At 41.7% G+C, this 13,907-nt stretch carries 9 protein-coding genes and 1 pseudogene; 8 read left to right on the forward strand and 2 right to left on the reverse strand.

Annotated elements, in window-relative coordinates; genetic code table 11:
• Positions 1-57: 57 nt before the first annotated feature.
• From IPM95_10230 to IPM95_10245, 4 genes and pseudogenes are all read left to right on the forward strand, one after another.
• Entirely contained in the window at positions 58-1,509 is a 1,452-nt protein-coding gene (locus tag IPM95_10230; protein ID MBK9329667.1) for a cellulase family glycosylhydrolase, read from the forward strand.
• 93 nt (positions 1,510-1,602) lie between these two features.
• Positions 1,603-2,877, forward strand: a complete 1,275-nt coding sequence (locus IPM95_10235) for a hypothetical protein (protein MBK9329668.1) — start codon at positions 1,603-1,605, stop codon at positions 2,875-2,877.
• 41 nt (positions 2,878-2,918) lie between these two features.
• Positions 2,919-5,047 (forward strand): annotated as a pseudogene (locus IPM95_10240) (enoyl-CoA hydratase/isomerase family protein).
• 504 nt (positions 5,048-5,551) lie between these two features.
• Positions 5,552-7,555 carry a hypothetical protein gene (locus tag IPM95_10245; GenBank protein MBK9329669.1) on the forward strand — a complete coding sequence of 668 codons (2,004 nt, stop codon included), beginning with the start codon at positions 5,552-5,554 and terminating at the stop codon, positions 7,553-7,555.
• Between the two features lie 141 nt (positions 7,556-7,696).
• Here IPM95_10245 and IPM95_10250 read toward each other — a convergent pair whose 3' ends face one another.
• Positions 7,697-8,557 (reverse strand): phosphatidylinositol-specific phospholipase C domain-containing protein, encoded by an 861-nt coding sequence (locus tag IPM95_10250; GenBank protein ID MBK9329670.1) that lies wholly within the window; start codon positions 8,555-8,557, stop codon positions 7,697-7,699.
• Between the two features lie 89 nt (positions 8,558-8,646).
• Here IPM95_10250 and IPM95_10255 point away from each other — a divergent pair, with 89 nt between their 5' ends.
• Genes IPM95_10255 through IPM95_10265 form a run of 3 tightly spaced genes read left to right on the forward strand, consistent with a single transcriptional unit; the run spans position 8,647 to position 10,994 of the window.
• Positions 8,647-9,486 (forward strand): acyltransferase family protein, encoded by an 840-nt coding sequence (locus IPM95_10255; GenBank protein MBK9329671.1) that lies wholly within the window; start codon positions 8,647-8,649, stop codon positions 9,484-9,486.
• Positions 9,487-9,517: 31 nt separating this feature from the next.
• Positions 9,518-10,450, forward strand: a complete 933-nt coding sequence (locus IPM95_10260; protein MBK9329672.1) for an SDR family oxidoreductase — start codon at positions 9,518-9,520, stop codon at positions 10,448-10,450.
• 58 nt (positions 10,451-10,508) lie between these two features.
• Positions 10,509-10,994 (forward strand): methylated-DNA--[protein]-cysteine S-methyltransferase, encoded by a 486-nt coding sequence (locus IPM95_10265; GenBank protein MBK9329673.1) that lies wholly within the window; start codon positions 10,509-10,511, stop codon positions 10,992-10,994.
• On the opposite strand, the gene IPM95_10270 is transcribed toward IPM95_10265, so the two are convergent.
• Positions 10,991-12,532, reverse strand: coding sequence for a hypothetical protein (locus tag IPM95_10270; protein ID MBK9329674.1), 1,542 nt, complete (start codon positions 12,530-12,532; stop codon positions 10,991-10,993). The genes IPM95_10265 and IPM95_10270 overlap by 4 nt on opposite strands.
• Before the next feature lie 124 nt (positions 12,533-12,656).
• Between IPM95_10270 and IPM95_10275 the strand changes: the two genes are divergently transcribed.
• Positions 12,657-13,856, forward strand: a complete 1,200-nt coding sequence (locus tag IPM95_10275) for a saccharopine dehydrogenase family protein (GenBank protein MBK9329675.1) — start codon at positions 12,657-12,659, stop codon at positions 13,854-13,856.
• The last annotated feature ends 51 nt before the right edge of the window (positions 13,857-13,907 follow it).

Raw genomic sequence — 13,907 nt, forward strand, 5'->3', positions numbered from 1 at the left:
TGAATGATGATAAACACAAAACATAATTTTCAGAAATACTTTTTAAAAAGTAGTGGTGTGTTTATTTTCATTTTTTTCACTACGGCCTGTTCCAAAGAATCCAATACTGTTGTCCCTGCTGAACTGCTCTACGCTACCCGCGGAAACAACCCGGGCATCTACGACCAGAGCGGCAGATTTGTGATTCTAAGGGGTGTCAACTATAATTCATTAGGCGATTACTGGCAGGGCAATCCGGCTTACCCTACTGTAAAGAAATACGATGCAAATGATTTTAAGGAAATGGCAAGGTTTGGTATGAATTGTGTTCGGCTGGTGCTGAGCTGGAGTGCCCTGGAACCTCAGCGCGGTGTTTACAATTATGCCTATATCGACAGTATCAGAATGGCTATTGAAGATGCCGCCAAATACAACATTTACATTGTGCTCGATATGCATCAGGATGCGTGGGGCAAATATATCGTAACACCGAAGAATGTAAGCTGCGAATTTCCGAATAAGGGATGGGATGGCGCACCGGCCTGGGCAACCCTGACTGACAATATGAGTACCTGCATGTCTTCGGATTTCAGAGAGTCACCGCCGGCAGTTTACCATGCCTTTCACAACCTGTGGTTTAATACAAATGGTATTGCGGATGATTTTGCCAGTATGTGGAAAGAACTGGTGAAGCATACATGCGGCTATAAAAATGTGGCAGGATATGATTTGTTCAATGAGCCGGGATTGGGTGACGGCCCTTTGAATCTGGAATTCGACCGATATTCCGGTGTCTTGTCTAAAACCATTAATTCCATACGTGCCGGAGAGAAAGAAGCCGGCGGCTATGAACATATCATCATTTTTGAACACACCATTACCTGGAAAGGTGAAAAAATTCCCTTTACTCCGAGATTTGATTTCACCGCAGATAACAATATCGTTTTTTCGGCACATAATTATTTCAAAGATCAGCCGGAAACCATATTGTCATTGGAGCAAGGTATGGAATTGTTTGCAGTACTTTCCAAATTCTATCAGACGGCATTTTTCTGCGGAGAGTGGCTCTACTATGAAAGGGAATACCTGAACCGGTTTGCGGCATTTGAAGATGCGCATTTTTGGAGCGATACGTTCTGGCAGTGGGCAGCCCCTCCGGGCGATCCGCATCATGTCAGTTGGGATGGCATACCCGGAAATATGAAAACCACCCTGTTTATCGAAACGGACGCAAATGCCAATTCTACGGGCGTTTACAATGAACCAGCAGCTAAGGTCATCAGCCGTGCTTATCCAAGAGCTATACAAGGTAAGCCATTGTCACTTTCTTCCAATCCGGATAACGGGGAATTTCATTTAGCGGCAAAGACAGAAACTGTTGGCATAACGACACTCTGGATAAATGACAGATTTGGTGAGCCGGTAATAAATGGCACAAACGCTACCGTGAATCATATCGAAAAAGTACCCGGTGGATATCTAGCAGATTTGATTGTAAACAATCATTATACGATTGATGTAACGCATTAAGTAACTTTTAAAATTAAAAACTTCAAAGGAAGACAGAAATTACTTGTAAGTATGATGTTAAGCAATAAACCAATATTATATGTACTGTGTATTATGCTTTTTTCTTGTCAAAAGCAGCAGGATACTATAGTCTCTGATAATGAAGATTTATCGGAAGCATTTGGTATGGCTGTACCGCATCTGGCACATGGCCGCCTTGTTGATGCAGTTGCACGATATAATATGGGGGTTCGCTGGATAAGACGGGATATTACCTGGGAGAATATTGAAAAAAGCAGAGGCATATTTGATTTTAGTGAAATTGATACAGTCGTAAATCGGGATAATGGGAGCGGAACGAACGTTTTAGGTATTTTGGATTACAGTAATCTGCTATACATTAAGAATTCGAATGCGACTACCAGCTATCCTCCGGATACTTTAGAGTATTTTGGAAATTATGTAACACAAACGGTGACACATTTTAAAGGTCGTATCAATGTCTGGGAGATATGGAATGAACCGAATGGACCGACATTTTGGAAACCACAGCCAAATCCACGTGAATTTGGAAAATTAGTTTTAGAAGCTGCGCAAAAAATAAAAGCAGCTGACCATTCCGCAAAGATTATGCTGGGCGGCATGGTGGGAAACTCAGACCCCGTTTTTTTTTCGCTTCGCCCATGGGGATTTTTAGAAGATTTACTACACATATATCCGGATATTGTAAAATACATTGATATATACGCTATACATCCGTATACGCTATTACAATCTCCTTCTCCTGAAGATGGTACATTTCTGATAAAAATCGGATACATCGATATGCTTAAAAACTTTAAATCAGTATTGAGTAAATATGGTGCGGGAACTAAAGAAATATGGGCTACCGAGTTAGGATGGCACACTGCTGTACAGGCACCAATCTTTAAAGGAGTTTCAGAAAACCTACAGGGCGCTTATATGGTCAGAGCATGTGTTCTGGCACTCTCTCTGGGAATGCAAAAAGTATTTCCATATACTTATTGTGACGGTGAAGGTGATTTAACGCAAAGTGAAGCGCATTTCGGAATGTTTTATTATAAACCCCATCCGGCGGTAAATGAGCCTTATTTGCCGAAGCCTGCTTACTTTGCCTATAAAACCATGTTTGAGCAATTAAGCGCCACACATTTCATTGAAGATTTACGCATGGAAATGAATTTATCCAGTCAGATATATGCGTATAAATTTGATAATGTCATAGTCGCCTGGACGACTGCTTCATCAGGAAAGTCCATACAGTTAAAGAATATTCCGGTACAAGTGATCCAGATGGACGGTACAAAGTCTGTTCCCGTTACTGCTGATATATCCTTAAGTCAATACCCTTGTTATATAAAAATATGAGTAAATAATTGTTAATATAAATAAATTTAAAACACAGTAATATGTTTCACTACGAAAAAGACAACGACAACATCGTCACCGTAAGGATGGATATGCAAGGCAGAAGTGCTAATGTCATCAACGAAGAATTCGGTAAGCTTTGGTTGGAAACCATCGACCGATTGGAAAAAGAAAAAGCGGAAATTGCAGGCGTGGTACTGACCTCTGCGAAATCAACCTTCTTTGCCGGAGCGGATATCGACAATCTCTACAAACAAACCGATGCACAATTGATTTTTGACATGTGCGAAGGCCTGAAAAAACAATTGCGCCGACTGGAATCCTTAGGAAAACCGGTCGTTGCAGCCCTCAACGGGGCGGCACTCGGCGGCGGTCTGGAAATCGCGCTGGCGTGCCATTATCGCGTAGCACTTAACAATCCGAAAGCGCAATTCGGCTTGCCGGAAGTGGGCCTGGGCCTATTGCCCGGCGGCGGCGGCATCGTGCGATTGACACGTATGATAGGCTTACAGCCTGCATTGCCTTTACTATCAGAAGGTAAACGTTTAAAAGTGAAAGAAGCATTGAGCAACGGTCTTATCAACGAGATTGCGGAAACAGCGGAAGATATGATGGCGAAAGCAAAAGCATGGATTAAAGCGAATCCGAAAGCGATGAATCCTTGGGATGATAAAGGCTTCAAATTTCCGGGTGGTGATGCGCGCAACCCAAAAGTGGCGAGCATGATTCCGATTGTTCCGGCCATGACCAAGAAAAAAACATGGGGCAATTATCCGGCTGTGGAAGCCATCATCAACACGGCGGTAGAAGGCTCCGTGGTGGATTTTGAAACGGCTTGCAGAATTGAATCCCGTTACTTCACGTCGCTGGCGGTAGGACAGGTGTCTAAAAACATGATTACCGCTTTCTGGTACAACCTGAATGCGATTAATGCAGGCGGCTCACGACCAAAAGGCTTTGATAAATACAGCACGAAAAAAGTGGGCGTATTGGGTGCCGGTATGATGGGAGCCGGGATTGCGTATGTGTCTGCGATATCAGGAATGGAAGTCGTGCTGAAAGACGTAAGTGTGGAAGCGGCGGAAAAAGGAAAAGCATATTCGGAAGGCTTGCTGAAGAAGCGTGTTTCCAAAGGTAAAATGACCAAAGAAAAATGGAAGAAGTGCTGTCTAAAATAAAGGCGACAGACAGTGCTGCGGATATGGAAGGCTGCGATCTGATTATCGAAGCGGTATTTGAAGACAGAGCACTGAAAGCGAAAGTGACGCAGGAAGTGGAAGCGGTGATGTTGCCGGAAGGAACCTTCGCATCCAATACTTCAACCTTACCAATTACCGGTTTGGCGCAGGCATCTGCACGGCCAAAACAATTCATCGGTCTGCATTTCTTTTCACCGGTAGACAAAATGCCATTAGTAGAAATTATCTGTGGCGCGGAAACCGATGACGCTACGTTGGCTAAAGCATTCGACTATGTATTGCAAATCAAGAAAACACCGATTGTGGTAAATGATTCACGTGGTTTCTATACGTCTCGAGTATTCTCTACCTATGTGATGGAAGGCATCGCCATGCTGGGCGAAGGTCAACATCCTAAATCGATTGAAAATGCCGGTATGAAAGCCGGTATGCCGGTAGGACCTTTGGCACTGACGGACGAAGTGAGCATGAAGCTGATGGATCATATCCGCAAACAAACGGAAAAAGACCTGGCAGCAGAAGGGAAGACCGTACCGACACATCCCGGATTTGCCGTATGCGAAAAACTGCTGGCAGTAAACCGACCGGGCAAAGCGGCAGGTGCAGGTTTCTATGAATATCCGCAGGGCGGCACCAAATATCTGTGGCCGGAACTGACCAATATGTTCCCTCAGAAAGAACCGTTACCACAACAGGAAATGGTGGACAGAATGCTGATCGTTCAGGCGCTGGATACGGTTCGTTGTGTGGAAGAAGGCGTGTTGCGTTCGGTAGCGGATGCCAACATCGGCTCCATCTTCGGCTGGGGTTTCTCACCGTTCAACGGCGGAACACTGCAGTTCATCAACGGCTACGGCCTGAATAAATTGATTGCACGAGCGAAAGAACTGGAAGCCAGATACGGCGAACGTTTTTCTGTTCCGAAATTACTGCAGGACAAAGCCGATAAGGACGAGTTGTTTGTGGATTAACGATCACCTTGTGTCAATCGTGGCACAAACATACCTAATCAATATCACACACCATCAAGGTTTAAAAAACCTTGATGGTGTGTCATTTTGTATTTGAAAACATTCTGATAGATTTGTAGGATAGTTTTATGAAATGAAAAATAAAAAGCTTGAAGCATTTATCTATTTTCTCCTGGCAATTCTATTTGCAGGCTTTGCTTATTTTATCTTTGAAGAATTTAGACCGGTCGGGAATGTATCCGAATTTTCGCAATTCAATACATTAAGCTGGATTGGGCATCGCATTGGGAAAATACCCATTGTGATGCTTATTTTGGTGCTGTCGGTTTTTTATTTTTACAAGAGCATCCGATTTTTTCGGAATATATAATATTTGTATTTCCTTTCCAGACAGAATCTGATGTAAGGACGCTGCGTATCGGTAAGGAATAGGCAGAACTTTATTTTACCTGAGTATATTGACAATTTACTCAAATAGTTATACATTACGATAACCATGAAATTATGAAAGTATCGAAATGGATATTGTGCAGTTTTATTTTGATAAACAATATCCTTTTGTTTTCACAAAATGCAGGTTTTGATATCGGAATTCATTATCCCATCTCTACCAAATCTGATAAAAATAATTTTCCGTTTTCGGCAGGACCCACTGTTTTTAATACAATCATATCCAATACCGTTCTATCCAATTCATTAACAAGCGCTTTGCAGATTGCGGATGTTGTTTCTGTTGATAATCAGCAGAATGTCAGAGTGGCTAATTTCCCCGGTGTTCACCTGGGAGGCTCCTATACCTTTAGCAATAAAATCCGCATAAAACTCAGTACAAATTTCTATACGGGAAACAGAAGCGGTAAAAATGATTTCATTTTCATAAAACAACTGCAGACAAAAGCAGATACATTGCCCATTTCATTCAGGCAGAAGCAGTTTTCAATTGGCCTGCATCCGCAGGTATCATATATTTTCTGTAATAAGAAAGTTCATCCGTATCTGGGCGCTGGATTTTCCTGGCTGTATCGTATTTATAAGCCACTTGAATATGAGCTGGCGGGTATCGGTTTTTCTGATAATACAACTACCAGACAGCATGGTGTTGGAATCAATGCAGATTTTGGTGTAGAATTTAATGCGTACAAACATATCAATGTAGATATTGGGATGAGTTATCAGGGTATACAGTTTATTAAGCGTAATTTTGTTTCCATCCCTTCTGTCTACGCCACGCTGTCTGTGGTATTTCCGAGTACTAAAAGTAATACTGCTGCCAACACGAATATTACTGTTCCGCCTGAAAATTTATCATACTACCATTCTATGGATCCGGATTCTGTTTCCTATTGGTATCCTGTTCCTTTGTTCGATGTCCCTCCGCCGGGAGATATATGTATGTCGGATGGTATGGATATCCGGGAAAAAATAGATAAACTCATCGAGTTACTGAATAAACTGAAGGAATTGGGTGATAAAACACAGGAGGAGCTGGAGGAAAATGATTTATATGGTGAAGTGCAGGCGCTGAAATCGATACTGGAATTATTGGAATTATTAGAGAATTACGATAAGATTGACAGCACGATGCTCAATGCCATGACAGAATTTATGTTGTGCAACAGCAAACCGCTGCGCGACCAGATTTCCAGTAAAAAGGATGTCGTGAGCAATGTTATCCTGCCGTTGAAATTATTGAAGACGATTATTGGAGCCAAGATGATGGACAAATCATTATCCAAAGCGGAAAGAGACAAACTAAAAAAAGCTTTTAAATACCTGAAAGAAAAGATCGAACAGATAGAAAAGGCGGTTGAAAAAGGCGAAAGCCTCGACAAGATTCTGGAGTATTACGACAAGATAAAATCGGACATCAACTGGCCGTCGGATTTGCTGAAGTCACTGCTGGAAAGCGCCATGAAAGAATTGCAGAAGGCGATAAAAGATAAGGCTAAAGAGGCATTTAAAAAGGAACTGCAGTCTATACTGGCAAAGATACTGGGGAATGCCAATGCCGCAAAAGCAGCAATTTCAATTGGAAAAGATGTGGTGGATTTAATTGATGCCTGGGATAAACTGAATAAATTAAAAGATACGGATGCCAAATGGAATGACGGATTGATAAAAATTATTGACCTTGCTAAAAAAGGAAAAATGTACCCTGAAGGGGTGGATTGTGTGTGGTGGAATGTAGAAAGTGATGAAATAGGAAAAGTGGTTATTACAGCTCACATGAAATGCTGGTGTCCTAAGAAAGATGGAAAACCCGGAGAAGGTGAATGGAAAGACACGCCCGTGGATTTAGTTGACAGTAAAGGGAAAACTACAAGAAAGATTACGATAGAGAACCCGGAAAGTAATGGTAAAGCAGACTTGAAAGTAAAATCACCTCCAAAATCAGAACGGGCATGCGGCGGAGACAATTGTATCATTTTTATAGACGTGGAAATTTACAATAAGGATGGAAAATTAATTTCCAGCGGCAGCATGGTGGCCGGTGTGCCGTCTGATTAATACTAGCTGCTTTAAATAGGCACGATCGATTTTAATAATAAGATTCTATTTCCCCTGCAGGCTCTCTCGCAGGTAATCTTTGTAAGGCATGATGGATAAAAGAAAAATAGAATTCGCCTGAAAGAACGGAATCCGCTAAAACTACAACCCGTTGATGGAGTCCACAACGGCTTTAGCATCACCGATTTCGTAAAAATCAACACCAAGAAAATTTACAAAATGGCTGTTGGCGGCAGAACATTCCTGTACGCGCTTGCCGACTACTCCTCTGGCATTTGCCTTTGGTGCGAGCGACTTATCAGGTAGCCCGAGCACATTCCCCAACCAGTGATTAATCAGGTATAATTCCCTGGTGCCGCTTCCGCCACGGTTCACGGCGCAGTCAAATTCACTGAGTTCCTTATAGGAATATTTGGTATCAAAGACAGTTGACCACGCGTGCATCAGATACGGTATATTAGGAAGTTTGTCGCTTTCGGCAAATAATACCAGCCGCTGGTTACTGTCTGTCATGGTCTGTAAGGTGGGCCATGTTCCGTTGTAGGTAAACGTAAACTTATCCAGGCCAATGCTGTCAATGGCTGTTTGCAGTTGTACATTGCTTCCGTTGTTTTCAAAAATAATGGAAATGACGGCTTTCGGATTTTCTGACAGGAAGTCCTTAATTTCCTGCAGTACGTCCACCAGTTTTTGTTGGCCGACAATGGGCGTTCCGTGATACGTTAATGCGACACCATTGTTGCCATCATAAGTGTCGATCATCAGGCCACGCACACCGTTCTTTAGCTGATTGGTAATGGAATGCGTCTGGTTAGGGATGGTAAAGCCTTTTTCAGTATTATTCATGGCATTATGCGTCATCATAAAGCAAACCTCATTGTATCTCTTTGATAACAGTAATTCATCCGAAGTCAGGGGTATGCTTGTTTCTTCACAGGAAAAGAGGGCTATGGTAAGGCAAAATAATAAACCAATAAACGTATAGTTGCCATTTTGTTTCATATATCTGTATAATTTAAGCAAAATGTAAAATTACGCCTTTGCACATTAATATTTGATACTTTTTTAGTAATATTAGTATCGGATTTAATATGGCAAAAGGTAAACCATCTATTATCAGTAAAATTTTTAATGATCCTACCATGGAGGAATATGTGAATGTATTTCCAAATAAGGTAGGATCTCATGGCTTTGATGCATGGGGTTTCAATATCAAGAATATGAAGAACAACATGCGCTTCACCAAATTCCTGTACGATAATTTTTATAAGGTGGAAGCCTTTGGTCTGGAAAATATTCCAAAGAATGGCAGATGTCTGATTATACCGAATCACAGCGGACAACTCCCGTTTGACGGCATGTTGGTTGCCTATGCACTTTTAACAAATCCCAACGGTGCACGTGCGCCAAAAGCCATGGTAGAACGGTTTCTGCCTTCCGTACCGTTTATCGGAAACTGGCTGAGTTCCGTTGGGGCTGTAATTGGTGATCCGGTAAATTGTGAACGGATGCTCGATAATGAGGAGGCAGTAATCGCCTTTCCGGAAGGTGTGAGGGGTTCCAATAAACTATACAGGCACAAATACCAGTTGCAGCGGTTTGGCACAGGGTTCATGCATCTGGCCATGAAGCACCATGCACCGATAATTCCGGTTGGCGTTATTGGGATGGAAGAGACCATCCGATCCTATGCGGACATTAAACCGCTTGCAAAAGCCTTGGGTATGCCTGTGGCGCCATTGGTATTGCCGTTTATCTTTCCATCTAAAGTTTACATTTATTTTGGTAAACCGATTTTCTTTGAGAACGATGTGTATAAAGAACATGACATTAAGGGCCGGGTAGATACGGTAAAGGCGGCCATTAATGAATTGATTCAGGAAGGGTTGAAAAAGAGAGAAGAATACATGGCGGAAAAATCAAAGAAATAAGTTGTTCATTTTATACTAACACCGTTTCTATATGGAACCGAAAAAGAAAATATTAGTTACCGGCGCCGCCGGGGCATTGGCAAAAAAAGTAATCGATAAACTCAAAAAAGATTACAAAATCATTGCCATTGATTTTCGAACAAAAGTGGACCTTGGGATTCCGGTAGAGAGCTATAAGGTTGACTTTAATAAACGAATCTTTGAAGATATTTTCAGGGAACATCAGTTTGACGGCATCATCCATCTGGGCAGGATTTCAGCGCAGGAGTTAAACCGGTTTACACGCTACAACGCCAACGTGATAGGAACGCGAAAGTTATTTGATTTGGCGAGGAAATATAAGGTACCCAAGACCCTGGTCATGTCCACTTACTTTGTTTACGGGGCTTCTCCGTACAATCCTTCCTTGCTGGATGAAACAACACCGTTAAAGGCCTCCGAACTGACAATGGATTTGGTGGATTCGGTGGAGCTGGAGAATTTGTCTACGATTTATTTATATAAACATCCGGAGTTGAACATTACGGTTTTGAGGCCATGTAATATTGCCGGACCAGGCGTTCGGAATACGTTCTCATTATTGCTGTCAGAAAAACGTTCTCCGGTGTTGTGGGGCTTTTCACCGCTGATGCAGTTTATACACATTGATGATATGCGGGATGCCATCTGTCAGGCATTTGAGAAAAACATTCCCGGTGTATACAATGTCGCACCGGATGATTATATCAGCCTGCAGGATGCCATAAAAGCATCCGGCTCTCAAACGATTCAAATACCATCAGTGCCTCCGTCATTGACGGAAGGAATAGCGAAATTGTTGAAATGGAAATCCTTTCCTCCGTATCTGATAAATTATTTTAAATATCCCGTCATCATTGACGGCAGTTTATTTACGAAGACGTTTGATTTTAAACCTAAGCGGACCTTAGATGATATTTTCACTTATTATAAGAGTTTAAAATAATACACGGTTATCTGTTGCTTTCCGCATTTATAATATTCTTGTTGTAAGAAGTAATCCATTGAAAAGTTATACCTCCAGTTTAGAAACGCCATTAGGCCTAATCGAAATAAATGCGAATGGTACTGGCATTTTATCGGTGCTTTTTTTGGACGATACAGCGCGAATAGAAAGCGAAGAAAATGATTTTTCAGCTTCCGCTAAGGCAGAGCTTACGGAATACTTTTCCGGTATAAGAAAAACGTTTGATTTACCGCTGAACTTTATGGGGACTGGTTTTCAGCAGAGGGTATGGTCGCAGTTGCTTGCAATTCCGTATGGGGTCACTGTTTCTTATCTGGATTTAGCGAAACAATTAGGTGACCCGAAATGCATCAGGGCTGCTGCATCGGCAAATGGTAAAAATCCATTTTCCATTATTGTACCTTGTCACAGAGTGGTAGGAAGTAATGATACTTTGGTTGGTTATGCAGGCGGATTGTGGCGTAAACGTTGGTTGCTGGAACACGAAAATAAAATAGCCAATGGTTTGCAATTGCTCTTTTAAAGAACAGCCGTTTTATAAAATTGTATCCTGTAATTTCTTTTCCTGACATTCCTGCGTTCTGTACGGTTTAACCCCTCGAACGTATATGCAGGGAAGGTTTGATAATGCTGCCTATCTGCGACACGTTTCATGTTTTTGCTTGGTGTAAATGGCTTGTAATGCAGTACGTTTTCCTGAGGATAGTAATAACAGCAGTTTACCAGTATGAAATTGCTGTCTGTGTGATACGGATAATTTGTTTTTTTATTGATGGGGTTTGGAGAAATGGCCAAGAATAACGTATCCGATGACTCATTGTAAAACTGATCACTCCTGAATTTTCGGTTGTCTATTTTCAGGTCATACAGCATGTCTTTCGGATAACCTAATTTCTGATATTCTATGGTGAAATGAATGAAATGTGCAGAAAAGAACAGCAATACGGCGGTAAAAAGCAGGATCTGACGGTTGGTCGTTTTCACCTGCCGGATCAGATAAACGAGTGTGATTACCAGAAAGGGCATATATAGATGCATGAGCCTTCCATAAAAAACCATCTTGTGGAAAAGGGTACCTAAGGTTCCATGAGCAACTATTCCTATGAAACCTATACAAAATAATAAATAAAATGGATTGCCTGCAATAACAGAAATATCTTTCTTTGCACTCAGTAGTTTGGCTGATTTAAAAAGCATAATGACAGCTGTAAACAACAGGATAAATCCCGGAATTTGTTCTACCTCAGCTAAATACTTGACCGGAAATGCCAGCGATTCATCAAAGGATCCCTGGCTGATGGTATCTGAGAGCGTGCTGCTAGCCCACAGGTAGGATTCTCCTCCTACGTAGGAGAATAATTCAAGTCCAAAGATAATACATATGAATCCGGACAGGATACTCATGCCATTTTTAATAAAATCCCTGAAATTTCGTTGTAGGACTATGTTTTCCGAAAAGTAAATGAATCCGATAAAAACCGGAATATAATAATAACCCGGATAAATGGTAAAAGAAATCCCGCAAAGTATGCCTAATCCAAAATTGATAAGAATACTCTTATCTCTTTTTCGGAAATAGATATATAAAACCAATAACAGGCAGAGCAGGGATTTTTCATAGGGCAGGATATGCCTGATATAGATATTCGAATTTACCAGTAGTTTGTATAGAATTACAGTAAGCAGTGCATACGTTGAATGTTGGAATAAGAGTTCTGCCAAAAGGTATAAGACGAAAAGTAATACCAGGTTTACGAGGATATTGAAGAAAACGGGAATTTTAAGCGAATCCAGATTGGCAGGAGAGATGCCTTTAAAATGATACAGCAGCCCCTGTAAAGTCACTGAAGGTAATCTGAAAATGGCATCTCCCGGTTTTCCCCGTGTGTTGTTTATGTGTCCGCTGAAATTAGGAAAGTTCTTTTGAGACAAGGCATCCATTGCCAATACCGCTTCATAGTATAGATTTTCATCCGGAATGGACATAGCCCCCTTATCACAGATAAAGATGTTGTAAATCAAACAGATAATTAAAAAAACAGTGATCTTCTTGTATTTCATCCCCGGCTTTTCAAAATGTGTATAAATATAGTTATATAATTCAGATTGATACACGTTTTTTCGTTCAAAACATTTCAGCTTTTTGTACCTTTGTGGACTGATTTTTTAAAACAAAAGCAACAAAATGGGAAAAGTTCTTATTATCGGCGCCGGTGGCGTAGGAAATGTAGTTGTTCGCAAATGCGCACAGGTACCGGAAGTATTCAGTGAGATTATGCTTGCCAGCCGTACCAAATCCAAATGTGATGCCATTGCGGCTGATATAAAGAATGTGAACATACAAACAGCAACTTTGGATGCGGATAATGTACCGGAAATAGTTGCGTTAATCAATTCTTTTAAACCGGATCTGGTGATGAATATAGCATTGCCTTATCAGGATTTAACGATTATGGACGCTTGTCTGGAAACCGGCGTTCATTATTTAGATACGGCAAACTATGAGCCGAAAGACGAAGCGAAATTTGAATACAGCTGGCAGTGGGCGTATCAGGAGCGTTTCAGGGAAAAAGGCATCATGGCTTTGTTGGGTTGTGGTTTTGACCCGGGTCAATCCCAGATTTATGTGGCGCATGCCGCTAAACATCATTTTGATGAAATACATTATTTAGATATCGTGGATTGCAATGCAGGTGACCACGGACAGGCCTTTGCAACGAACTTCAACCCTGAAATCAATATCCGGGAAATTACGCAGGAAGGTAAATATTGGGAAAATGGCGAATGGAAAGTGATTCCTGCCATGTCCATTCATAAACCGATTGAATATCCGAACATCGGACCCAAAGAATCCTATTTATTATACCACGAAGAGCTGGAGTCACTGGTAAAGAATTTCCCAACCATCAGACGGGCACGCTTCTGGATGACGTTCGGTCAGGCTTACTTAACACATCTGGAGGTGATGCAGAATATTGGAATCACCTCCATCAAACCGATTATGTTCCAGGGCAGGGAAATAATCCCGATAGAATTCCTGAAAGCATTGTTGCCGGAGCCGGGAAGTCTGGGTGAAAATTATTCCGGAGAGACCTCTATAGGCTGCCAGATGAAAGGCATCAGGGATGGCAAGGATAAAACCTATTTTGTCTGGAACAACTGCAAGCATCAGGATGCATACAACGATTGCAAGGCACAGGGCGTTAGTTATACCACCGGTGTTCCTGCCATGCTGGGGGCAAAATTAATGCTGGAAGGCATCTGGATGAAACCGGGAGTATACAACACGGAAGAAATGGATCCGGATCCGTTCATGTCACAGGTAGGGAAATACGGCTTGCCATGGGAAGAAAAAATAAACCCGGAACTGCCGCACGAATATTAACAGGCTGTCATGCTGAACTTGTATCAGCATCTTAAAAATAATTATCTTTAT

The sequence above is a fragment of the Sphingobacteriales bacterium genome (genome assembly GCA_016719635.1).
Lineage (GTDB): Bacteria > Bacteroidota > Bacteroidia > Chitinophagales > JADIYW01 > JADJSS01.